Below are 21,353 nucleotides of genomic sequence, written 5' to 3' on the forward strand. Positions count from 1 at the left end.
TGATCGGTGCAGTCATGCACAAACTGGCACATCTGATCTATGGCGTGATCCACACTGACAAGCCCTTTGATCCAAATTACTTAACCAAAGGGCTTGCTATTCAAGACGGTATCTGACCCCGGAGTTTTCAGCTGAGGCCGGCGATGCGGGCGTTGCGCTCGCGCTCCAGTTTGGTGATGTAGCGCTGGACATAGGCCAGCATGCCGCGCGGGATGTTGACGAACTCGCAGCCCAGGCGGCGGTTGGTTTTGTTGTTCAGCAGGGTCAGGTCCAGCGAGTTGCGCACCTGTAGTGCTGTGCTGACCTGGCCGATTTCCGGCAGGTCAATGCGGCACTCCGCAAAGTTCTTGCCGATGGCGTCGCCCAGGATCATTTTGTTGTCGAGGATGGCGATGCCGCCACAGCTGATGTCGGCCAGCGGGAAGGTGGTCGGGCCGCCCAACTCGGCCGGCAGCGCAATCTGCACCCGCACCGGGTTGGTCACCGGCGTGGCTATCCGGTAATACTCGCGCCGCTGCAGACGGATCAGGGTTTCCGGGAACGGGATCTTGAAGGCCGGGTTGCCTTCGTAAGTGGTCGCTTCGATCTGGTCGGCGGCAAACAGGATGCGCACTTTGTCCAGCGTGGTTTCAAACGACAGCCGGCGCGAAGCCAGGATGCGCTTGTTCTGTTCCTGGTCGATCGAGCAGTCCAGGTAGACCGCGTTGCCCGCCTCGTCCACATCGAGGATGGAGGTCACGCAGACATCCGATTCGCCCTGGATCAGCATGCGGATCAGCTGGTTCTTTTCGCCGATGCCACGCAGCAGGGCAAAGATTTCCCTGCGCGATTCGACCTCAAAATCGTGCCAGTTTTCCAATTCCGCATCCTGAAAGTGTGGGTACATCTGAGGCCAGTTCGAGTCAATTTTCGGTCAAGGGGATGCTGGTGTCCGGCGCCGGCGGCAGGGGCAAACCAGACTTTTGCGCTGCTTCAATATGATATAGCCAGGCCAATAGTTCCGCAATTGTACGATACAGGATAGGTGGAATTTTTTGGTCTAAATCAACTTCCATGAGCAGGGAAACAAGTTCCTTGGACTCGTGGATGGCCACGCCGGCCTCCTGCGCCACGTGGATGATCTGCTCGGCCACCAGGCCGCGGCCCTTGGCCACCACCTTCGGCGCCGGCTGGCCGCTGTCGTAGGCCAGCGCCACCGCCTGCTGCAGCGGCTTGCGCGGGGCGTCATCCGTCATGGCCGTCCTCCTGGCTGATGGTCAGCGAGGACAGTTGCGCCCCGGCCGCCGCCATGGCGCTTTCCAGCTGGCCGGCGTAGGCGCGCAGGGTGGTGGCGCTGTTGCCGGTGTCGGTCTGCACCTGGATGTGGACCTGGTCGCCAATCAGCGTCACCGCCGCCGACACCGCGCCCAGCATCGGCAGGCGGAAGCGCACGCCGCTGCGCCAGATCTGCTCCTGGCCGGCTTCGGCGTCGCCGCCGCCATCTTGCCGGCCTTCGCGCTGGTCGCGCCGCACTTCCCATTGCATGTCCTGCCCGGGCCACGCCTGGCCTTGCCACAGCACGCGGTGTTGCTCCTGGGTGTGCAGCTGCTGGTTGATCATTTGCGCGGCGCTCAGGTCGGGGCCGCCGGTGGCGGCGCGTGCCGCTTCGCCGCCTTGCTGCAGCAGGCGCTGCATTTGCGGCTCGCGCATCAGGTCGGCCAGCGGGCGCTCGCCCTTGGCCCACTCGGCCACGTGCGATTCGTAGAACAGGCCGCTTTTGGAGATGGTGTCGTGCAGCTTTTGCGCCAGCACGTCGGTGTCGGGCGCGGCATTGCCGAACAGGGCGGTCTTGCCGACCAGCGCCACTTGCGCGGCCTGCCCGGCCTGGGCGGTGCTGCTGAGGATGGTGGTCAGCACGCGGGCGGCGCTGCTCAGCGTGGCTTGCGGGGTGTGGGCGGTCAGCGCCGGCAGTTCGTGTGCCGGCGTCAGCGGGGCTTTGCCCAGCAGGGTGGCGGCCAGGCTTTGCGGTTTGGCGGCATCGACCGCGATGCCGGCCGCGGCGTTGCCCGCTGCCAGCGTAGCGGCGGCCTGGGCCTGGACGGCGCCGGCCGGCGTGGCCAGCGCGGCGGCCGGGTTGGGCGTGGCGCCGGCGGGCACCGCGGGGCGGCCTGCTGCCGGGGCGGCAGCGTTGTCTGGCGTCGCCGCCGCGCCGGCCGGCAAGCCTGGACGGGCCCCGGCTGCGGTGGCATTCGGATTGCCGGCTGCGCCGCCGGCTGGGGTGGTGGCGGCACCGGGCCGGGTCTGGCCCGGCATGGCCTCGCCGTCGGCCGCGGCGGCGCCATCGCCGCCGGCGGCCGGCTGGCCCGGCAGCCCGGCCTGGCCAGCGCCGGCCGGCGGCTTGCCGCTGCCGGGGAGGTACACGGCCGCGCCCTGCGACGGCAGGCTGGCCGCTTCGCCGCCTTCGGTCATGCCGCCGTCGGTGTACAACAAGGTGGGGGCGCTGCCCGGCGCGCTATTGCCGAGCTGGAACGTGGGACGCGGTTGCGCGCTCAGCACGGTGAGCGGCACGCTGGTGCCGACCTGGGTATCGCCCGGCAGCATCAGGCGGACGGCATTGTCGGCCACCTTGACCAGGTAGCTGCCGTCCTTGAGCTTGGACATCACTTCGGCCGGCACGGTCTGGCCGACCAGGCTTTGCACGGCGCGCTGGAAGGCGGCCTGGCGGCCATCGCCAATCGCGACGCCCGCACCGGCCCCATCCGCCGGCTTGACCGGCGTGACCGTGGCGGCGTCCAGGCGCGGCAACATGGCGCGCGCCTGCTTTAGACGCTACCGTAGGCGGTGACGATGCGCCGTTCCGTGCCGGTGGAATTGATCAGTTTGGACAGTTGCGCCATCCACGGCAGGGTCAGGTCGCGGATCTGGCGGTCGGCGTTGAGCATCTGGCGTATCAGTTCGATTTTCCGTTCGCGGTCGGCGCCGCTCATCGGCTGCTGCGGTTCCTGCTCGCGCAGCACCTGCACGTGGGCGGCGCAGCGCTGCTCCAGCAAGACCAGGGCGTCCCAGTCGCTGCGGGTGGCCGCTTGCACCATCTGCCCGGTCAGGTCGGCCATGGCGGCGTACACGGAAAGCACTTCTTGAATCGTCATCATAAATCAGGCGCTCGCGAGGTTGGTGGTGGGGTGGATGCCGGTGGCGGCAGGGGTGTCGGCAATCGCGTTCCAGGCGTCGCGCAACTCGGTCAGCAGACGCTGGACTTCCTCGATGATGCTGGGGTCGTTGTTGAGGTTGGCCGTCAGCAGGCGCGCGCTCATGTATTCGTACAAGGCGTCCAGCCCCTCGGCGATCTCGCCGCCGGCCTTCTTGTCGAGCGCGGCGCGCAAGCCGCTGTCGATGATCATGATGGCCTTGGAAATGGATTTGCCCTTCTCGCCGATATTGCCACTGCGCATGCCGCTCAATGCCGTGCTGAGCGCGACCAGGGCGCCATCGAACAGCATCACGATCAGCTTGTGGGGACTGGCGGCAACCACGCCGGTTTCCATGCCAACCTTGGCATAGGCGTTGACACCAGTTTGTCGAGATCCGAACATACTTGCTCTCCTGTGAGTGCGCTTGCGGTCAGGCCTTGGCCATGGCTGCAAACTGCTGCGTCAAGAATGACGCGGTGGTATTCATGCTGGCGATCGAGGTATCGAGCGCCGTGTACTGGGCGCGGTAGCGCGCCTCGATGTCGGTCAGGCGCGCGCTGAACGCATCTTTCTGCTTGGTGATGTCCTTGACCGTGTTGTTCAGCCCCTTGGTGCGGCTGGCGATCGCGCCGTCGCCGCCGAGGTAGCCGGCCGCCAGCGTGTTGAGCTGGTAGGCATAGCCCTGCGAGAAGCCGAAACTGCCGCGCGAGCCGGTGGTGTCGCCGGTGATGGTCAGCTTCAGGCCTTCGATCGGCGCGCCGGCGGCGCCGGTCAGGGTCTGGCCGTCGCCGGTGGCGGTGTAGCCACCGATAGTGCCGGCCACATCCTTGCCATCCACCGAGGTGCCGCCGCCGAACACGGTCGCGACCGAGGTGCCGCTGGCGGTGTTGATATGGATGTTGGACTTGGAACCGTAGCGCGTCGAGTTCAGCTTCAGCGTGCCGTCATCGCCGACCGTGGCGGTGACGGTGGCGCCGGCCGACGAGAAGGCACTGACGCCGTTGATGCTCGACTGCAGCATGGTGGCCAGCTGGCTTGGGTTGTAGGTGCCGGCCGGCAGGGTGATGGTGGCGGTGTTGTTGACGTTGGACGGCGTGGTGTCGTTCAGGGTCACGGTCCAGGTGGTGTCGGCATCGATGGTGGTCTCGGCCGGCAGCACGGCGGTGCCCTGCAGGGTGCCCTGGGTGGCCAGCTGGGTGATGTCGACGCGGTAATCGCCGGCCTGGGTCTTGCCGGTCGAGCTGACGAACTTGACGTCGGGATCGGTGCCGCGGCCGACCGCCGCGAACAGGCCGGCGATGTCGCCGTAGTTGTCGTTGATCGCCTTGCCCAGCTTGCTGGAGTCCAGCGTCAGCGTGCCATCTTTCTGGAACGAGATGCCGATCTGCGACAGATTGGTCAGCTTGCTGCCCTCCAGGCCGGTGATCGAGCTCGACATCTCGCGCCGGATCGAGGCGCTCAGGTTGCGGATGGTGGAGTCGCCCAGCAGCGGGCCGCCGGTCTTGGTATCCGGGTTGTAGCCGCTCAGCTGAGTGATCTGCGAGTTGAGGTCGTTATAGGCCTTGACGAAGCCGCTGACCGAGCTGTTCAACGCGGTGGAATCCTTGGCGATGGTCAGCGTGGTGCTGCCGGTTTTCAGCGTGCTCAGGGTGACGCCGCTGATGGCACCCGAGATGCCGGCGCTGGAACTGGTGACGTCGATGCCATTGACGGTGGCCTTGGTGTCGGCCGCCGCCGCCTTTTGGCTCAGGTTTTGCGTGCCGGCCGGGTCGTAGGCCAGCAGCGCCTCCAGCGCCGGATCGGCCGGGTTGCCGCCCGAGCCGCTCAGCGTGATCTTCATGGTCGAGCTGGCGCCGGTGGCGCTGGAGGTGAGGATCAGGCGGTTGGGCGTGGCGTTGGTGCCGGTGGAACCGTCCGAGACGATGCTGGCGGTCACGCCGAAATTGCCCTTGTTGATGGCGGCAACAATGCCGGCCAGCGTGTTGTTGGAACTGTCGATCACGATGTTGCCGCTGGTGCGGGTCGAGTCGGCGGTGAAGCTGGCGCCGAGGTAGGCGCCGCCCACGCCGGCCGTGAAGCCAGCGCCGGCCGGGTTGGTGCCGCCGACCGAGATCGGGCTGCCGTCGGCCGAGATCAGCGAGATCGAGCTGACGGCCGTGGTGCTGGAGCCGATGTTGGCCACCCCGGCGGCGTTGCCGATGCCGCCGGTCACGGTGCCGGTCGACGAGACCGCCTCGGCAATCGCGATGTTGGAGCCGTCGGCATTGGTAAATTGCAGCGTGCCGTCGGCAGCGCTGCCGCTGACGGTGATGTTGGCGTCGGCCAGCGCGCGCGCCACGGCGGTGTTGCCGGTCAGCGCGGCATCCAGCGAGGCGGCGGTGATGCCGGCGCCGCCGGCCACGCCGGCCGCCTGGGTGGCGATTTCCACCCCGCCCACGGACAGCGAATAGGTGCCGCCGCCGCTGGTGTCGATGTCGCCAAAGCTGGAGGCGCCGCCGCTGCCAAACAAGGTGGCGCTGGTGACGGTGGCAGCGGCCTTGGCCGAGACCCCGGTGGTGGTGCTCTTGGCATTGATGGCGTCGGCCAGCAGGCGGGCGCTGCGGGTGGTGCCGTCGGTGGCAATCGCGGTGTTGTTGATGGTCAGCGCGCCAGGCGTCAGGCCGCCGGTGCTGAGGCTGGCGCCCAGCTGGGTGCCGGTCAGGCCGAAGCTGCCGCCGCTGACGGTGCCGAGCGAGAAGTTGATGGTGGTCTTGGCGCCGGTGCCGATGGCGGCCGTGGTGGTCTTGTAACCGCCCGAGGCCAGCGTTTGCGCCTGCGCCACCTGGGTGACGTTGATGCGGTAGCTGCCGGGGATGGCGGTGCCGGTGGCGGTGGCGGTCAGGATCGAGGTGTCGCCGGGGGTGGCCGACATGGTCTGGAAGCCGGACAGGGAGGTCAGGCCCGACAGCGCCGACTGGAACGAGCCGAGCGCGCCCGACAGATTGCCAAAAGCGGACACCTGCGCCAGGTAGCTGGCCGATTTCTTGTCGAAATCGGCCAACGGCGCAGACTCCACCGCCATCAGCTTGCTGACGATGCTGTCGACCGGGATATTCGAGCCGATGCCGGGAGAAGAGATGCCCACTTTGTGCTCCTGTGTAAAACAATAATATAAGACAATATCGGCAGAATCAAACCGGACTTGAGAGGGGAGAACACCCGCCAGTTCGCGCAAAGCTGAAAAAACAGGCAGCGTTGAAAGGCTGGAAAGACGTGCTGACTGGCAGCAAAGACGGAGACGGCGCTCCCGGAGTCAGGATGCCACAGATGGGGAAAAAGCGGCGCGCGCGGGGCGCGGCCGCTTCAGGCGGTTTGCTGGATCAGCAGACCGGTGCTGGATTTGGCTTCCAGCGCTTTGGCGATTTCCAGCGCTTCGGGCGTGGGAATCTGGCGCAGCACTTCCTTGGTGGTTTGATCGACCACCTTGACCACGGTGCGCTTGCTGTCGCTGTCGATGGAAAACTCCAGGCCCTGCGACTTGGCCTGCACCGACTTGTTCAGCTGCGACACCGCCTCGTTCACCTGCTCCAGCGAGGGCGCCGCCGCAGGCGCTTTCACCGCGGCGGCGGTCTCGACGGCGGTGGCCGGGGCCCGTGCGGCACCCTGGGCGACGGCGGCGTCGGAACCGACCGGGGCGCTTGCAGCCGGGCGGCCGCTCGCGGCCGTGGTGGCCGAGCCTATGGTATCGATAGTCATGATGCTTCCTTTACGAAAAATCCCCGACTGACAAGATCAGCCGGGGAACCTGGTTACGGCGGCGCTTGCGGCGCCGTCTCATCCCCGGATTTTAGCCACGCAGCAGCGACAGCACGCCGTTCGGCAGCGAGTTGGCTTGCGCCAGAATCGCGGTACCAGCTTGTTGCAGGATCTGGCCGCGGGTCAGGCTGGCGGTTTCTGCAGCGAAGTCGGTATCTTGAATACGGCTACGCGAGGCAGACAAGTTCTCGGTGGCGGTGTTCAAGTTCGAGATGGTCGAGGCGAAGCGGTTCTGGATCGCACCCAGGGCAGCGCGGTTGCTGTTGATCTGGTTCAGCGCCGAGTCGATGGTTTTCAGTGCCGCGTTCGAACCGTCCACGGTGCTCACGTCCAGCTTGGCGACCGATTGCAGGTCCGAGCCGATCGCGGTGCCGGCAGTGCCGCCCAGCACGGCGGTGCCGGTCGAGCTGATCGAGAAACCGGAGTCCGACGAGAAGCTCAGCTTGCCACCCACGGTGACCGAGTTACCGCCCGCTACCGGGATAGCGACGGCTGGCGCGTTCACTGCAGGCGTGGTGCCATTGGCCGGGGTGCTCGCGCCAGCGATGGATGCGGTGCCCAGACCGGTGGCGGCATCCGCCAGGTCGTTGGCGATATTGATGTCATCGCCGTTGCTGTTGCTCAGAACCAGCGAGGATACGCCAGCGCCATCTTTCTTGATCGAGGCGGTCACGGCGGTGGTGCCGCTCTGCGCGTTGATCGCTTGGGCCAGGGCCGACAAATCGCCGCCGACCACTTTGGCCGAGATGGTCACCGCTTTCGAGGTGGCATCGTTGGCCACCGAGTTGGCGCCGCGCAGGTCGAACTGAACTGCGCCATCGCTGATGCCGGTGATGGTGGCCTGGGTCGAGGCGGTGGCGGTGACGCCAGTGGTGCCGCTCAGACCGTTGATGTTGGCGGCAATTTTCGCGGCGCTGTCACCCGGGGTGGTGCCGTTCAGGCCCTTGACGGTCAGCGTGGTGCTGACGCCGGCGCCGGACTTGATGGTCAGGGTCTCGTCGGCGGCAATGTTGTTGCTGCCGGTCGCATTCGACGCTGCCTGCGACAGGGTGGTGGAATCGGCGCCGGCACCGCCGGTGGACGACGACAGGGTGTTGTTGCCGAGATCGGTGGCCTTGGCCGATTGCACGCCAATGTTGATGGTCTGGCCGGAATTGGCGCCAACCTGGAACTGGGCCGAGGTCAGCGAACCGTCCAGCACGTTCTGGCCGTTGAACTGGGTGGTATTGGCCACGCGGTTCAGTTCGTTCGACAGGGCTGCCACCTCGTTCTGGATCGACTTGCGGTCGGAATCCGAGTTGGTGCCGTTGGCCGACTGCACGGCCAGTTCGCGGATACGCTGCAGCAGATCGCCGGCGGTGCTCAAGCCACCTTCGGCCGTCTGCGCCAGCGAGATGCCGTCGTTGGCGTTACGGGCAGCCGTGGTATTGCCGCGAATCTGCGACGTGAAACGCTCGGAAATAGCCAGACCGGCAGCGTCGTCTTTTGCGCTGTTGATGCGCAGACCGGACGACAGGCGTTGCAGCGAGGTCGACAGATTGGCTTGCGAGGTGGTCAGGTTACGTTGCGAATTCAGCGAAGCAATATTAGTGTTGATGACTTGTGCCATGATGTTTCTCCAAACTGGTACTACTTATTGTGGGCCGGGTGCCTCAGTTCCCCTTGGTCTGCCTCTCTGTTTCCGAAGCAATCAAACCGCAGTTATTCCCAGTAACGGGTTCCCATACGGAAAGTTTAGGGCGCAAACGCGGGAAAATTTTTGCTTTCAGGGCTAAAGTTCGTCATGCATGAGCGTCTAAACGACGGTAAAAAACGAAACTTTAGGGCGAAAAAAAATTTATTTCACCCCGAAATTGCTCAAAAAAAAACCCGGCGCAGCGGCCGGGCGGGGCGGGCAGGACAAGAAACGGCCTAGTCGGCCACCACCACGCGGTTTTTACCGGTCTGTTTGGCGGTGTACATGGCTTTGTCGGCCCGTTTGACCAGTTCGGTCTGCTCCTCGTTCGGGCGGCGCAGGGCCACCCCGGCCGAGAAGGTGATCAGCACTTTCTCGTTATCGTGCAGGAAGAAGTGCTTGGTCAGCTCGCGCTGCAGGCGGGTCATGGTGGAGGCGGCCGCCTCGACCGTGGTTTCCGGCATCAGGATCAGGAATTCCTCGCCGCCAAAGCGGGCAATCACGTCCATCGAGCGCAGCGTGTCCTTGACGATCTTGACCAGGTGCTTGAGGGCGGCGTCGCCGGCGATGTGGCCGTAAGTGTCGTTGAGCTTTTTGAAATCGTCCAGGTCCAGCACGGCAATGCACAAGGGCGTGCCGCGGCGGTCGGAGCGGGCGGTCTCGCGCTCGAACACATCGTCCAGGCCGCGGCGGTTGAGGCTGCCGGTCAGCTGGTCTTCGCGCACCAGCTCGCTCAAATGCTGCAGCTTGGCTTCGAGGGTGTGGATGCGGGCCTCGGCGTCCTGCACTTCCTGCTTGGCCAGCATCATCTTGTCGCGCGCCTTGAGCGCCTCGTTCTGGACGATGCGGGTTTCCTTCAGCACCTCGTCGAGGATGCTGTTGAGCTCGGCGATATTGTCGGCCTTGCTGATCTTGTCCGAATAACCGCCGATTTTCTCGTGGAAGTCGCCGGTCGAGGCCGCCACTTGGCCGAGGCGGTCGATAAAGGTCATCATCATGTTCTTGACGGTGAGCTTGACGTCCGCCAGGCTGTGCTTGAGCTGGCCCTGTTTGTAAATCACTTCCTTCAGGCTGCGCGTGGCTTCTTCCAGCGCGCGCACGTCCAGCGGGCCGGCGATCAGGTTTTGCACCGCCTCGATCTGGCCGCGCAGCCAGCTGTCGTCGTCCAGCAGCTCGCTGACGTTTTCCAGCAGCAGCTTGAACAGGCGCAGCAGCAATTCCTGCTGCTCGCCGCTGTCGGCGCCGCGCAGCTCGATCTGGTAGCACAGCTGTTTCAGGCGCACGGCAATCTCGGCCAGCGCTTCCTCGCTGTGGGCGGTCTTGGTGGCCGCGCCCAGCGACTCGGCTTCGGCCACCAGCACCGGCGTGCCGGACAGCAGCGAGGCCACGGCAAAGGTCAGGGTGCGGCTCAGCAGGTCGCGCAGGGTGCGGGTCTGCTCGCTCTCCTCGCCGGGCAGGCCGGCCACCTCGATGCCTTTTTTGGGCGCCACGAAATGCTTCTCGACCAGCTGCGACAGCGCGCGCGCATAGCCGTCCCAGTCGCGCGTCTTGACCGCGCGGTTGAAGCGGCGGCCGAACTCGGCCAGGTCGCCGCTGTTTTCCGTCAGGCGCGTGGCAAACTGGCTCAGCACCGATTCCGGGCCCGGATCGGCGCTGCCCAGCGGGGCGGCCGGCGCCGGCGGTTCGGCGGCAATGCCGGCAATCTCGTTATAAATGTCGCGGTAGGCTTCCGGCGTCGGCGCAATGCGGCGCAGCGCCAGGCGCCGGAACGCTTCGCGTGCGATGTCGGCCGGATTCTGCTCGGGAGTGGGTGGTTTGCTGGACATGGTGACGCGCGGCCCTCTTAATGGTTTACCAATTACGTCTATGATAAGCCTGCTGTCCGTCCGGCAATACCGGAATAAAGGGCCGGAAGGGGGCTTTCATCCGTGTATAACTATCTTAACGCCGCTTATTCAATGAGTTGATTTTTAATCGCATAGTGCGTCAGTTCGGCGCTGTTTTTCAGCTTCATTTTCACCAGCAGGCGGGCGCGGTATTCGCTCACCGTCTTGACCGACAGCGACAGTTCCTTGGCGATCATGCCCACCGTCTTGCCGGAGGCGATCATGGTCAGGGTCTGGTATTCGCGGTCGGACAGGGTTTCGTGCAGCGGCGCCTCGTGGTCGTCATTGACGTGGTTGGCCAGCTCCTGCGCCAGCGCCGCGCTGATGTACTTGAGGCCGCCGGCGACCTGGCGGATGGCGTTGACCAGCTCCTTGGGCGCGCTCTGCTTGGTCAGGTAGCCGGCCGCGCCGGCCTTGAGCGCGCGGATGGCGTACTGGTCCTCGCGGTGCATCGACAGCATCAGCACCGCCAGCTCCGGCCGGTCCTTCTTGATCTGCTTGAGCACCTCGATGCCGTTACGGTCCGGCAGCGAGATATCCAGCAACATCACCTGGCAGCCGGATTTGCGGAACAGCTTGACGGCATCCAGCCCGCTCTCGGCCTCGCCGGCCACCACGATGTCGCGCGTCTCCGCCAGGATTTGCTTCAAGCCCTCCCGCACAATGGCGTGGTCGTCTGCAATGAAGACCTTGATGATGGCTTTTTCTGTCATGAATCTCTACACATTATTTCGACGTGGAAATGTTTTCTGCCGCTATTGTAGCGTCCGCAGCGGCGGCGATGAGGCTGTCGCGTGCGGTATCGCGCTTAATTTTGATTGCCACCACCGTGCCGCCGCCGCTGGCCTGGCTCAGCGTCAGCGTGCCGCCCAGGGCGCGCGCCCGTTCCGCCATGCCGCGCAGGCCGAAGGAATCCGGCTTGGCGCGGTCGGCCTGGCGGATGCCGCTGCCATTGTCGGCAATTTTCAGGCTGACATGGTGGCGCAGCCGCGCCAGCTTGACGGTCACCTTGCTGGCGTGCGCGTGCTTGGCGATATTGGTCAGCGCTTCCTGGGCGATGCGGAACAGGGCGGTGGCCTGGTCGTTGTCCAGGCCGATGTCGCGGTGGTTGGCGCTGAAGCTGCTGTGGATGCCGGTCTGCTTGCCGAATTCCTTGACCTGCCACTCCAGCGCCGCCACCAGCCCCAGGTCCAGCAGGGCCGGGCGCAGGTCGACCGCAATCCGGTGCACCGCCTCGATGGTGCGGTCAACCAGGGCATCGACGTAATCGGTTTTTTCGCGCAGCGCCGGGTCGCCGTCCAGGCGCGCGGCCAGCATCGCCAGCGCCATCTTGATGGCGGTCAGGTTGCCGCCCAGTTCGTCGTGGATTTCACGCGCGATGCGGGTGCGCTCCTGTTCCTTGACGCGGTCGGTATGGGCGCTCAGCTCGGCCAGGCGGGCGCGCGAATGGCGCACTTCCAGCTGCTCCAGCTTGCTGTCCGTGATATTGGTCATGATGCCGTCCCAGCGCACGGCGCCGTCGGGCAGGGGGTGCGGGGTGCAGCGCAGGTTGATCCACTTCACGTCTTTCCAGGCGTCGACCCAGATGCGGCCTTCCCAGTTCCAGCTCCACAACGCCGTGGCCGAGGCTTGCATGGCGTCCAGGTAGGACTGGCGGTCATCTTCCAGGATCAGGCCCAGGAAGCGCTGCGGCTGGGCGTGCAGCTCGGCGGCGGTCAGGCCCAGCAGAGCCAGGCAACCCTCGCTCAGGTAGGGGAAGCTGACGCTGCCGTCGGCATGCAGCACGAACTGGTACACCAGCCCCGGCGTGTTGGAGACGATGGCGGCAAAACGGGCGCGCACCTGTTCCAGTTCCGTGAGCAGGGCCTGGCGATCGTGGGGGAGGGAAACGGCTGAACTCATGGCATGTATGATACGTGAAAGCCATTACAATAAGCGTCATGAACAAAGCATTTGTCAAAGAACAGGACGGAGACGAGGACGACGAAGCCGCCGCATTGGCTTTGGCGATCCCGGCCGGCTCCAAGAATTACATCCGGCCCGAGGGCTACCAGCGCATCAAGGATGAGCTGCTGCAGCTGATCGACGTCGCGCGGCCGGAAGTGGTGAAAATTGTCCACTGGGCCGCCTCCAATGGCGACCGCTCGGAAAACGGCGACTATATTTACGGCAAGCGCCGCCTGCGCGAGATCGACCGCCGCATCCGTTTCCTGACCAAGCGGCTCGATTCCGCCTTCATTGTCGATCCCAGCGCCCATTACGGCAGCGACCAGGTGTTCTTTGGCGCCACCGTCACCTACAGCAACCAGGACGGCGAGGAGCGCACCATCACCATTGTCGGCATCGACGAACTCGATCCCCTGAACGGCAAGATCAGCTGGGTGGCGCCGGTGGCGCGCGCGCTGACCAAGGCGCGCGAGGGCGACACCATCAGCTTCCAGGCCCCGCATGGCGTGGAAGAGCTGGAGATACTGGAGGTCAGCTATCCTGCGCCAGCGGCCGACTAAGTGGCAGGTGTGCCTGCTGGCGCTGCTGGGCTGGCATGGGATGGCGCGCGCGGTCGATGTCTACATCATCGACATGAACTCCAGCAAATCCAGTTATAGCGACAGCCACATCCTGCACCTGGTGACGGCGGCGCTGGACGCTTCCAGCGCCCGCTACGGCCCGTATGAGTTCCGCGTGGCGCAGTTGCGCATGGAGCGCGACCGCCTGCTGCAGGAAATGCTCAAGGGCGAGCTGGTCAACCTGAGCGGACAGGTCACCTCGGCCGAGTGGGAGCACAAGCTGATCCCGATCCGCATCCCGATCGACAAGGGCATTTCGTGTTACCGCATCGCCCTGATCGACGGCCGCGACCAGGACTTGTTCAGCGCCGTGCGCGGGCTGGAGCAACTGAAGGCGATGCCGCTCGGCGCCGGCCGCCAATGGAGCCTGACCAGCACTTACAAGCAGGCCGGTTTCCATGTGGTCGAGGGCAGCAGCACGGCCGGTTTGCACAGCATGCTGGCGGCCGGCCGCTTCCAGTACTTCCCGCGCGCCATCGACGAAGCGATCCACGAGCAGGCCGCCTATGTGCCGCAGTTCCCGACCCTGAGCGTGGAGCGCAGCTTTGCGCTGTACGTGCCGTCGCCGCGCTACTTCTTCCTCGGCGGCGGGCAAAAACGGCTGGCCCGGCGGCTGGAGCATGGCTTGCAACTGCTGATTGCCGACGGCCGCTTCGACCACTTGTTCCACCAGTACTATGACGGTATGATCGACAAGGCCGGCCTGCGCAAGCGCCGCATCTTCCGGGTCGACAACCCGCAGTTGCCGCCCCAGACCCCGCTGTCCAACAAGGCTTACTGGTATGTACCCTATTGACACCCGGTGGCGCCAGCGCCGCAGCGTGATGGCGGCAACGCTGGGCCTGCTGGCGCTGCCATGCTGGCCGCAGCAGGAGACGGCGCGCGATGTGTATCTGATCGACCATAACTTCAGCCGCCAGGACAGCCGCGACCGCTACACCCTGCTGATGCTGCGCGCCGCGCTGGACGCTTCCAGCGCCCGCTATGGCGACTACGACCTGCGCAGCTCGCCGCTTGGCATGGAACGTGACCGCCTGCTGTCGGAAATGAAGAAAGGCGCGCTGGTCAACCTCAGCGCGCAGATCACCTCGCCGGAATGGGAGCGCAGCCTGATGCCAATCCGCATTCCGATCGACAAAGGCTTGTCCGGCTACCGGATTTCACTGATCGCCGGCAGCCAGCAGGCCAGGTTCAACACCATCACCACGCTGGAGCAGCTCAAGCGGCTGCCGCTGGGGGCGGGGCGCCAGTGGAGTTCGACCGCGGTATTCCTGCATGCCGGGTTTGAGGTGGCGCAGGGCAACTCCACGGCCAATTTGCACAGCATGCTGGCGGCGCACCGCTTCCTGCATTTTCCGCGCGGGATCGAGGAGGCGGTGTTCGAGCAGGCCGCGTATGCGCCGGCCTTCCCCGACCTGGAGGTGGAGCGCAGCATGGCGATCTTTTTCCCGCTGCCGCGTTACTTCTTTGTCACCCCCGGCCAGCCGCGCCTGGCCGGGCGGCTGGAATACGGCCTGCGGCGCATGCTGGCGGACGGCAGCTTCGATCGCATCTTCCACGACTTTTACGACGAGCTGATCAACAAGGTCAACCTGCGCAAGCGCCGCATCTTCAGACTGGACAATCCATTGCTCTCACCAGAGACGCCGCTGGCCAACAAGGCTTACTGGTACGACCCGCTGGAGCACAAGTGATGCCGGCCTGGTTCAGGCGCGCTCGCGCAGGATGCGGTTGACGCCGGACACGCGGCGCACGTTGCGCAGCAGGCCGGCCAGGTGCACGCGGTCCTTGACCTGCACCGTGAAGCGCAGCTGGTGCAGCACGTGTTCCTTGTCCTCGTCCATGCCGACGTAGGTGATGTTGGCGTCCGATTCGCCGATCTCGGCGGCCACGCGCGCCAGGATGCCTTTTTCGTTGTTGATCAGCAGCTTGATGCGGCTGTCGAAACGGCGGTTCAGCTCGGTGCCCCACTTGACCGCGATCCAGCGGTCCGGTTCCTTGGCTTTCTGGCGCTTGGCCTGGGTGCAGTCGGCGGTGTGCACCAGCAGGCCCTGGTCGCGCCGCAGCTGGCCGATGATGGAGTCGCCCGGAATCGGCAGGCAGCACGGCGCCAGTTGCACCGACACGCCCTCGCTGCCGCAGATGGTGACCGGGTCCAGCTCGGCCGCGCTGTTGTGGTCGACCGGCGCGCTGACCGATTCGCCGCCGCGCAGACCGAAGATGTGGCGCGCCACCAGCGCCGCCATGCGCTTGCCGACGCCGATGTCGGCGTACAGCTCGTCCAGGGACTTGGCGCTCGATTCCTTCAGCAGACGCTCGGTCAGGTGTTCTTCCAGCTCCGGGCTGACGCCTAGCGAGGACAGCGCATGCGACAGCAGCTGCTGGCCCAGCGCGATCGATTCCGGCAGGTTGATGGTACGCAGGTGATGGCGGATCGCCGAGCGCGCCTTGCCAGTGCGCACGAACGACAGCCAGCTCGGGCTCGGCCGCGAGGCCGAATCGGTCACGATTTCGACGATGTCGCCGTTGCGCAGCTCGGTGCGCAGCGAGGCCGGCTCGTTGTTGATGGTGACCGACACCGTGTGGTCGCCAATGCCGGTGTGGATCGCGTAGGCAAAGTCGATCGGCGTGGCGCCGCGCGGCAGCGCGATGATTTTCGATTTGGGCGTGAACACGTACACCGAATCCGGGAACAGGTCGACCTTGACGTGTTCCAGGAATTCGGCCGAGTCGCCGGTCTGCTGCTGGATGTCCAGCAGCGACTGCAGCCAGGCGTGGGTGCGCTGCTGCAGGTCCGACATATTGGCTTCGCCGTTCTTGTACAGCCAGTGCGCCGCCACGCCCGATTCGGCGGTGCGGTGCATTTCCTGGGTGCGGATCTGGAACTCGACCGGCGTGCCGTACGGGCCGATCAGCGTGGTGTGCAGCGACTGGTAGCCGTTCAGCTTGCGGATCGCGATGTAATCCTTGAACTTGCCCGGCATCGGCTTGTACAGCGAGTGCAGGGTGCCCAGCGCCACATAGCAATTCGGGAAGCTGTCCACCACCACGCGGAAGCCGTACACGTCCAGCACCTGCGAGAACGACAGATGCTTGCTGCGCATCTTCTTGTAGATGCCGTACAGGGTCTTCTCGCGGCCGTACACCTCGGCCTCGATATTGGCCATGGCCAGCGTGTTCTTGACCGATTCCAGGATTTTCTTGACCACCTCGCGGCGGTTGCCGCGCGCCGCTTTCACGGCCTTGGCCAGGGTGCGGTAGCGCAGCGGGAACAGGTGGGCGAACGACAGGTCCTGCAGTTCGCGGTAAATATTGTTGAGGCCGAGACGGTGCGCGATCGGCACGTACACTTCCATCGTTTCTTTGGAGATGCGCGCCTTGGCGGCCGGCTTCATCACCTCCATGGTGCGCATATTGTGCAGGCGGTCGGCCAGCTTGATCAGGATCACGCGCACGTCCGAGGCCATGGCCAGCAGCATCTTGCGGAAGTTTTCCGCCTGCGCTTCGATCTGGCTCTGGAACTCGATTTTCTCCAGCTTGGACAGGCCGTCCACCAGGTTGGCCACCGGCGCGCCAAAGCGCTCGATCAGCTCTTCCTTCTTGACGTCCTGGTCTTCCATCACATCGTGCAGCAGGGCGGCCATGATGGCTTGCGCGTCCAGCTTCCAGTCGGCGCAGATTTCCGCCACGGCGATTGGATGCGAGATGTAGGGCTCGCCTGACTTGCGCAGCTGCCCGAGGTGCATCTCGTCCGAAAAGCGATACGCTTCCTTGACCTTTTTCAGGTCGGCCGCGTTCATGTATTCAGCCAGTTTTTCAGACAAATGGGATACCGACGCAACACCGGCCGTCAGGGCAGGAGGCGTGGCCAGGGGCGACGAGGAAATCACGGGCGGTACTGGGGGTGTGGCAGGAGGTGCGGAGGTGCTGTCGCCGGCTGCAGATACGGACATGACTGCGGCCGGCTTCTGGGCCGGCCTTTTCGCCCGGGCGGGCTTGTCACTCACTGTAGGATCTGCAGGGATCAGATTCATACGTTTGCGTTCCGTCTCGATGAGAATGTCCAATACTACTGCTAAACCGCATCATTCACATTGTTCGGGAACGCGGTCCCAACTTACATTGGGACCTTTTTCAACATTTCCAGACCGACTTTGCCGGCTGCGATTTCACGCAGGGCGACCACGGTAGGCTTGTCCTTGGCTTCCACCTTCGGGGTGTGGCCTTGCAGCAGCTGGCGTGCGCGGTAGGTCGCGGCCAGGGTCAGCTGGAAACGGTTCGGTACGTTTTTCAGACAATCTTCAATCGTAATGCGGGCCATCTATAACTCCTAAAAATCTTGTGTATTTATTTATTCAGCGTGGATGCCCAGCTGGGCAAAGAGCGAGGCGTTGCGTGCCGCTTGTTGCGCAAACCGGCAACGGGCCGCTCGGACGATCGCCGTCAGTTCCGACAGCGCTACGTCGAATTCTTCGTTGATAATAGCATACTCGAACTCGGGGGCGTGGGCGATTTCGCCGCCTGCCGCCAGCAGCCGTTTGGTGATCACGTGCGGCTCGTCGGTGGCGCGTTTATTCAGGCGTTGTTCCAGCGCCGCGATCGATGGCGGCAGGATGAAAATGCCGGCCGCCTGCGGGAACAGTTTCTTGACCTGGCGCGCGCCCTGCCAGTCGATTTCCAGCAGCACGTCGGTGCCGGTCTTCATCTGTTCTTCCACCATCAGGCGCGAGGTGCCGTAGTAATTGCCGTGCACTTCGGCCCATTCCAGGAACTCGCCTTGCTTGCTGCGGGCGATGAAATCTTCCGCCGTGGTGAAGTAGTATTCCTTGCCGTGGGTTTCGCCCGGACGCGGCGCGCGGGTGGTGGTGGAAATCGACAGCTTGATGGTCGGTTCCTTGGCCAGCAGCGCGTTGACCAGCGTCGACTTGCCGGCGCCGGATGGCGCGGCCACAACAAACAGGCTGCCCGCAAATGCGTTGGTTGAGCTCATGGTGATCTTTCTAAAACGTCAGCGGGCGGCGAAACACGACGCCCAAAGATGTATTTTACCAAGAGCAACGGCGACAGTTCAATTTACAGCAGGGAGAGAAAATGCTGCGCTGCGGCGGGCGCGCGCTCCTTGGCGCCGTTGATGAAATAGACGTACACCTGGCCGGACTTGGCCTGCTGTTGCCAGTCCTGCGCCTGCCTGGCCCACTGCTTCAAGGCCGGCTTGCTGTAGCCGGTGTCGATCCCGCTTTGCGCATCCATCAGGCGCGCATACACGAACTCGCCGGTGAGCTCGGTAAACTGGGGGAACTTGGGCGAATCGGTGATCACCGTGGCCACCTTGTGCTTGCGCGCCAGCTTCAGATAGTCGTCGCACAGAAAGCTGTCGTGGCGCGCGTCCAGCACATGCTGCAGCTTGCGCTTGCCGAGTTTGGCCGGCAGCAGCTTGAAGAAGGCTGCGATATCGTCGGCATCGAATTGCTTGGTGGCCGCCAGTTGCCACAGGATGGGGCCGAGCTTGTCGCCCAGTTCGGTGAGGCCGCTGTCCATGAAGCGCGCGATGGATTCGCCGGCCTCGGCCAGCACCTTGCGGTTGGTGGCGTAGCGCGTGGCCTTGACCGAGAACACGAAATCGTCGGGCGTCCTGGCGGCCCAGCTGGCGAAATGCTCGGGCTTGGCGGAGCGGTAGAAGGTGCCGTTGATTTCGATGCTGGTCACTTGCGTGCTGGCATATTCCAGCTGCTTCTTGATGGGCACCTCCTTCGGATAAAACGTCTCGCGCCACGGGGCAAAGTCCCAACCGCCGATGCCAGCTCTGATGTGCGCCATCTTCCGCCTCCTCATGGTGTCGAGGTTGCAGTCTACACGGGATTGATCTGCTACACTGCCGTCCCGATTCAACAAGACATCCAACAAAGGAGATTATGAAATCCACGCTTCAAATGTTTGCGGCCGCCGTGTGCGCGTTCAGCCTGGCCGCCTGTGGCGGCGGTAGCGGCGGCGGCAGTGCGACCCCGTCCACACCGGCCGGCGTGCAGCCGCCGACTGTGCTGAAAATCGAAGACCAGGTCATCGGCACCGGCGCCGAAGCCGTGACCGGCAAGACCGCGTCCGTGCGCTACACCGGCTATCTGTTTGACGGCACCCGCGCCGATCTGCGCGGCACCAAGTTCGACAGCAATGTCGGCGGCTCGCTGTTCAGCTTTGTGGTGAACGGCAACCCGCTGATGGTGATCTCCGGTTTCAACAGCGGCGTGGCCGGCATGAAGGTGGGCGGCAAGCGCGTAGTCACCATGCCGCCGTCGCTGGGGTATGGCGCCTCCGGCCAGGGCCCGATCCCGGGCAATGCCACGCTGATCTTCGAGATCGAACTGGTCGCGGTCAACTGACCGCCTGCGGCATATCCTGTGTCCTGATAGTATCGAGTTTTAATCAACGCAGGATATGCCATGAAAGACCTGATTGTCGTCGCCACCATCACCGCCAAACAAGGCAACGAAGCCCTGGTGCGCGAGGCATTGGAAAAGATCGTTCCGCCCAGCCGTGCCGAAGCCGGCTGCATCCGTTACGACCTGCACATCGACCTCGGCAACCACGCCAGCTTCATCATGCTGGAAGCCTGGCGCGATGAAGCGGCGCTGGCCGCACACGAAGCCACGCCGCATTTCCAGGAACTGGTGAAAACCGTCGGCGGCAAGGCCGAGATCCAGGTTCTCAAGCTGAATCAAGTCCTGTAATCAGTCCGGCGAAAAGGCCTTGGCAGCCGCCAGGGTGTCGAGGGCTTCGCGCAGGAGCTGGATTTTGCCGTCTTTGGCGACCAGGCGGCCGGCGTAGGTTTGTTTGTACAGCTTGCCGGTGGAAGGCACTTCCACCTCCACGCTGTATTCGCCAAAGGCCTGGTCGCCGGTCTCGATGAACAGCTGCACGTCCTTGAAGCGGAAATCCGGCACTTTTTTCAGCAGGCCGCCGATAAAGGCTTCGATGGCGGCCGGGCCGACTGCGCGCACGTCGGCGCCCAGCGTTGGCAGTTCCAGCACGCCATCTGCGGCAAACAGGGCGGCGGCGGCGGCGGGGTCCTGGATGTTGTCCAGATAGGCGTTCAGTAATTGGCTGGCGTTTTTCATGATGTTTCGCTTTTTCAGTGGAAGTTGGTATGGCTCCACTTTAGCGCGGCATCATTCCTGGATAAAGTAGGGAAAAACGAATACTTTATGCACGCGTATGGATAATCGGATAATAAAAAAAGGAGCCGAAGCTCCTTGGTTTATTCCAGGTTCTGCACCTGTTCCCGCATCTGCTCGATCAGCAGCTTGAGTTCCATCGACGCGTCCGCCAGTTCCTTGACCGACGCCTTGGCGCCCAGGGTGTTGGCTTCGCGGTTCAGCTCCTGCATCATGAAGTCCAGGCGCTTGCCGACCTGGCCGCCTTTTTTCAGGATGTGACGGGTCTCGGTCAGGTGCGCCGACAGGCGGCCCAGTTCTTCCGCCACATCGATGCGGATGCCGTACAGGATCACTTCCTGACGAATCCGCTCCAGCGCGTCCTGGCGCGACAGCGCCGAGTTCGACCCCTGGCACGCCAGGCCCAGCGCATCCTGCATGCGCTCCACCGCCTTTTGCTGGAAGGCCGCCACGACCTGCGGAATCAGCGGCGTGATGCGCTTGACGATGCCTTCCATGGCCTCGATGCGCGACAGCAGCATGGCTTCCAGCGCCGCGCCCTCGCGCTGGCGGCTTTGCACAAACGCCTCGACCGTGCGGGCGGTGAGGGCGGCCACGTCGGCCTGCAGCGACTCCTGGCCAATCTGCGCTTCTTCAATCACGCCAGGCCAGCGCAGCAGTTCAGCCACGGACATCGCTTGCACGCCGGGGAACAGGCCGCTCACTTCACCTTGCAGGCGTTGCAATTCGGTTAACAGGGGCAGGTTCAGCGCCTGCGTGCCGGCGCCGGCCGCCTTGCGGCCAAAGCTGAGTCGCAGTTCGACTTTGCCGCGCGTGATGGCGGCCATGATCGCTGAGCGCAAATCGGGTTCAAGGGCACGCAAATCGTCGTTTATTCGGAACTGTAAGTCCAAAAAGCGCGAGTTCACGCTCTTGATCTCGATGGTCAGTGTTCCCGCCGCACTTTCACTGGTGGCGACCGCGTAGCCCGTCATGCTGGAAATGCTCAATGGATATCCCCGATTTAATCTTTACAAAACAGTGATTTATCCACACAATCCGGTTGTCGAGGCGAGGAACCTTATGGCCGCACAGAACAACGCCCCCCTACC

General features: G+C 64.1%; 22 protein-coding genes. 5 read left to right on the forward strand and 17 right to left on the reverse strand.

Going from position 1 to position 21,353, the window contains the following annotated elements; all coding sequences use genetic code 11:
* Window positions 1-127: 127 nt before the first annotated feature.
* From ABDW57_RS27615 to ABDW57_RS27665, 11 genes are all read right to left on the reverse strand, one after another.
* Window positions 128-886 carry a flagellar brake protein gene (locus ABDW57_RS27615; RefSeq protein WP_343733348.1) on the reverse strand — a complete coding sequence of 253 codons (759 nt, stop codon included), beginning with the start codon at window positions 884-886 and terminating at the stop codon, window positions 128-130.
* A 16-nt stretch (window positions 887-902) separates the two neighbouring features.
* Complete coding sequence (locus ABDW57_RS27620) at window positions 903-1,235, reverse strand: EscU/YscU/HrcU family type III secretion system export apparatus switch protein (protein ID WP_343733349.1); 333 nt, start codon at window positions 1,233-1,235, stop codon at window positions 903-905.
* Window positions 1,225-2,787, reverse strand: a complete 1,563-nt coding sequence (locus ABDW57_RS27625; protein WP_343733350.1) for a flagellar hook-length control protein FliK — start codon at window positions 2,785-2,787, stop codon at window positions 1,225-1,227. The genes ABDW57_RS27620 and ABDW57_RS27625 overlap by 11 nt, the downstream gene beginning before the upstream one ends.
* A 14-nt stretch (window positions 2,788-2,801) precedes the next feature.
* Window positions 2,802-3,131, reverse strand: a complete 330-nt coding sequence (locus ABDW57_RS27630) for a flagellar protein FliT (RefSeq protein ID WP_343733351.1) — start codon at window positions 3,129-3,131, stop codon at window positions 2,802-2,804.
* Window positions 3,132-3,134: 3 nt separating this feature from the next.
* On the reverse strand, window positions 3,135-3,572 hold the full coding sequence (gene fliS / locus ABDW57_RS27635) for a flagellar export chaperone FliS (protein ID WP_343733352.1): 438 nt from the start codon (window positions 3,570-3,572) through the stop codon (window positions 3,135-3,137).
* A 28-nt stretch (window positions 3,573-3,600) separates the two neighbouring features.
* The gene (fliD, locus tag ABDW57_RS27640) at window positions 3,601-6,294 is read right to left on the reverse strand and encodes a flagellar filament capping protein FliD (protein WP_343733353.1); all 2,694 of its coding nucleotides are present in this window, start codon (window positions 6,292-6,294) and stop codon (window positions 3,601-3,603) included.
* Window positions 6,295-6,512: 218 nt separating this feature from the next.
* Complete coding sequence (locus tag ABDW57_RS27645) at window positions 6,513-6,905, reverse strand: flagellar protein FlaG (protein WP_343733354.1); 393 nt, start codon at window positions 6,903-6,905, stop codon at window positions 6,513-6,515.
* Window positions 6,906-6,996: 91 nt separating this feature from the next.
* The gene (locus ABDW57_RS27650; RefSeq protein ID WP_343733355.1) at window positions 6,997-8,574 is read right to left on the reverse strand and encodes a flagellin; all 1,578 of its coding nucleotides are present in this window, start codon (window positions 8,572-8,574) and stop codon (window positions 6,997-6,999) included.
* 302 nt (window positions 8,575-8,876) lie between these two features.
* Window positions 8,877-10,466, reverse strand: a complete 1,590-nt coding sequence (locus ABDW57_RS27655; RefSeq protein WP_343733356.1) for a diguanylate cyclase — start codon at window positions 10,464-10,466, stop codon at window positions 8,877-8,879.
* Between the two features lie 125 nt (window positions 10,467-10,591).
* A complete protein-coding gene (locus tag ABDW57_RS27660; RefSeq protein WP_343733357.1) occupies window positions 10,592-11,239 on the reverse strand; it encodes a response regulator transcription factor in 648 nt (215 codons plus the stop codon).
* 13 nt (window positions 11,240-11,252) lie between these two features.
* On the reverse strand, window positions 11,253-12,428 hold the full coding sequence (locus tag ABDW57_RS27665; protein WP_343733358.1) for a histidine kinase: 1,176 nt from the start codon (window positions 12,426-12,428) through the stop codon (window positions 11,253-11,255).
* A 38-nt stretch (window positions 12,429-12,466) separates the two neighbouring features.
* Here ABDW57_RS27665 and greB point away from each other — a divergent pair, with 38 nt between their 5' ends.
* The 3 genes from greB to ABDW57_RS27680 are packed head-to-tail and all read left to right on the forward strand — an operon-like array spanning window position 12,467 to window position 14,787.
* Entirely contained in the window at window positions 12,467-13,033 is a 567-nt protein-coding gene (gene greB, locus ABDW57_RS27670) for a transcription elongation factor GreB (protein ID WP_343733359.1), read from the forward strand.
* The gene (locus ABDW57_RS27675; RefSeq protein ID WP_343733360.1) at window positions 12,975-13,889 is read left to right on the forward strand and encodes a hypothetical protein; all 915 of its coding nucleotides are present in this window, start codon (window positions 12,975-12,977) and stop codon (window positions 13,887-13,889) included. Before greB ends, ABDW57_RS27675 begins: the two co-directional genes overlap by 59 nt.
* Window positions 13,876-14,787 (forward strand): hypothetical protein, encoded by a 912-nt coding sequence (locus ABDW57_RS27680; RefSeq protein ID WP_343733361.1) that lies wholly within the window; start codon window positions 13,876-13,878, stop codon window positions 14,785-14,787. Before ABDW57_RS27675 ends, ABDW57_RS27680 begins: the two co-directional genes overlap by 14 nt.
* Window positions 14,788-14,799: 12 nt before the next feature.
* Here ABDW57_RS27680 and ABDW57_RS27685 read toward each other — a convergent pair whose 3' ends face one another.
* The 4 genes from ABDW57_RS27685 to ABDW57_RS27700 form a co-directional block, all read right to left on the reverse strand.
* Entirely contained in the window at window positions 14,800-17,127 is a 2,328-nt protein-coding gene (locus tag ABDW57_RS27685) for a bifunctional (p)ppGpp synthetase/guanosine-3',5'-bis(diphosphate) 3'-pyrophosphohydrolase (RefSeq protein WP_343733362.1), read from the reverse strand.
* An 83-nt stretch (window positions 17,128-17,210) separates the two neighbouring features.
* Window positions 17,211-17,414, reverse strand: a complete 204-nt coding sequence (gene rpoZ, locus ABDW57_RS27690) for a DNA-directed RNA polymerase subunit omega (protein ID WP_005665923.1) — start codon at window positions 17,412-17,414, stop codon at window positions 17,211-17,213.
* Between the two features lie 30 nt (window positions 17,415-17,444).
* A complete protein-coding gene (gmk, locus tag ABDW57_RS27695) occupies window positions 17,445-18,083 on the reverse strand; it encodes a guanylate kinase (protein ID WP_343733363.1) in 639 nt (212 codons plus the stop codon).
* A gap of 83 nt (window positions 18,084-18,166) precedes the next feature.
* Window positions 18,167-18,910 (reverse strand): DUF72 domain-containing protein, encoded by a 744-nt coding sequence (locus ABDW57_RS27700; protein WP_343733364.1) that lies wholly within the window; start codon window positions 18,908-18,910, stop codon window positions 18,167-18,169.
* Between the two features lie 95 nt (window positions 18,911-19,005).
* On the opposite strand from ABDW57_RS27700, the gene ABDW57_RS27705 reads away from it, so the two are divergent.
* Window positions 19,006-19,470: an FKBP-type peptidyl-prolyl cis-trans isomerase gene (locus tag ABDW57_RS27705; RefSeq protein ID WP_343733365.1), complete on the forward strand. Its 465-nt coding sequence runs from the start codon at window positions 19,006-19,008 to the stop codon at window positions 19,468-19,470.
* 60 nt (window positions 19,471-19,530) lie between these two features.
* Entirely contained in the window at window positions 19,531-19,818 is a 288-nt protein-coding gene (locus ABDW57_RS27710) for a putative quinol monooxygenase (RefSeq protein ID WP_343733366.1), read from the forward strand.
* Here the strand turns inward: ABDW57_RS27710 and ABDW57_RS27715 are convergent, their stop codons facing one another.
* Both ABDW57_RS27715 and ABDW57_RS27720 read right to left on the reverse strand, forming a co-directional pair.
* Window positions 19,819-20,205, reverse strand: a complete 387-nt coding sequence (locus ABDW57_RS27715) for a nuclear transport factor 2 family protein (protein ID WP_343733367.1) — start codon at window positions 20,203-20,205, stop codon at window positions 19,819-19,821. It lies immediately after the preceding gene.
* 140 nt (window positions 20,206-20,345) lie between these two features.
* Window positions 20,346-21,236, reverse strand: coding sequence for a YicC/YloC family endoribonuclease (locus ABDW57_RS27720; RefSeq protein ID WP_343733368.1), 891 nt, complete (start codon window positions 21,234-21,236; stop codon window positions 20,346-20,348).
* Window positions 21,237-21,353: the final 117 nt, after the last annotated feature.

This window comes from Duganella sp. (genome assembly GCF_039595735.1).
Taxonomy (GTDB): domain Bacteria; phylum Pseudomonadota; class Gammaproteobacteria; order Burkholderiales; family Burkholderiaceae_D; genus Rugamonas.

Coding starts and splice junctions, on each gene's coding strand:
- ABDW57_RS27615 (WP_343733348.1), bottom strand. CDS start 886: ATGTACCCACACTTTCAGGATGCGGAATTGGAAAACTGGCACGATTTT.
- ABDW57_RS27620 (WP_343733349.1), bottom strand. CDS start 1,235: ATGACGGATGACGCCCCGCGCAAGCCGCTGCAGCAGGCGGTGGCGCTG.
- ABDW57_RS27625 (WP_343733350.1), bottom strand. CDS start 2,787: ATGTTGCCGCGCCTGGACGCCGCCACGGTCACGCCGGTCAAGCCGGCG.
- ABDW57_RS27630 (WP_343733351.1), bottom strand. CDS start 3,131: ATGATGACGATTCAAGAAGTGCTTTCCGTGTACGCCGCCATGGCCGAC.
- fliS (WP_343733352.1), bottom strand. CDS start 3,572: ATGTTCGGATCTCGACAAACTGGTGTCAACGCCTATGCCAAGGTTGGC.
- ABDW57_RS27645 (WP_343733354.1), bottom strand. CDS start 6,905: ATGACTATCGATACCATAGGCTCGGCCACCACGGCCGCGAGCGGCCGC.
- ABDW57_RS27650 (WP_343733355.1), bottom strand. CDS start 8,574: ATGGCACAAGTCATCAACACTAATATTGCTTCGCTGAATTCGCAACGT.
- ABDW57_RS27655 (WP_343733356.1), bottom strand. CDS start 10,466: ATGTCCAGCAAACCACCCACTCCCGAGCAGAATCCGGCCGACATCGCA.
- ABDW57_RS27660 (WP_343733357.1), bottom strand. CDS start 11,239: ATGACAGAAAAAGCCATCATCAAGGTCTTCATTGCAGACGACCACGCC.
- ABDW57_RS27665 (WP_343733358.1), bottom strand. CDS start 12,428: ATGAGTTCAGCCGTTTCCCTCCCCCACGATCGCCAGGCCCTGCTCACG.
- greB (WP_343733359.1), top strand. CDS start 12,467: ATGAACAAAGCATTTGTCAAAGAACAGGACGGAGACGAGGACGACGAA.
- ABDW57_RS27675 (WP_343733360.1), top strand. CDS start 12,975: ATGGCGTGGAAGAGCTGGAGATACTGGAGGTCAGCTATCCTGCGCCAG.
- ABDW57_RS27680 (WP_343733361.1), top strand. CDS start 13,876: ATGTACCCTATTGACACCCGGTGGCGCCAGCGCCGCAGCGTGATGGCG.
- ABDW57_RS27685 (WP_343733362.1), bottom strand. CDS start 17,127: ATGAATCTGATCCCTGCAGATCCTACAGTGAGTGACAAGCCCGCCCGG.
- rpoZ (WP_005665923.1), bottom strand. CDS start 17,414: ATGGCCCGCATTACGATTGAAGATTGTCTGAAAAACGTACCGAACCGT.
- gmk (WP_343733363.1), bottom strand. CDS start 18,083: ATGAGCTCAACCAACGCATTTGCGGGCAGCCTGTTTGTTGTGGCCGCG.
- ABDW57_RS27700 (WP_343733364.1), bottom strand. CDS start 18,910: ATGGCGCACATCAGAGCTGGCATCGGCGGTTGGGACTTTGCCCCGTGG.
- ABDW57_RS27705 (WP_343733365.1), top strand. CDS start 19,006: ATGAAATCCACGCTTCAAATGTTTGCGGCCGCCGTGTGCGCGTTCAGC.
- ABDW57_RS27710 (WP_343733366.1), top strand. CDS start 19,531: ATGAAAGACCTGATTGTCGTCGCCACCATCACCGCCAAACAAGGCAAC.
- ABDW57_RS27715 (WP_343733367.1), bottom strand. CDS start 20,205: ATGAAAAACGCCAGCCAATTACTGAACGCCTATCTGGACAACATCCAG.
- ABDW57_RS27720 (WP_343733368.1), bottom strand. CDS start 21,236: ATGACGGGCTACGCGGTCGCCACCAGTGAAAGTGCGGCGGGAACACTG.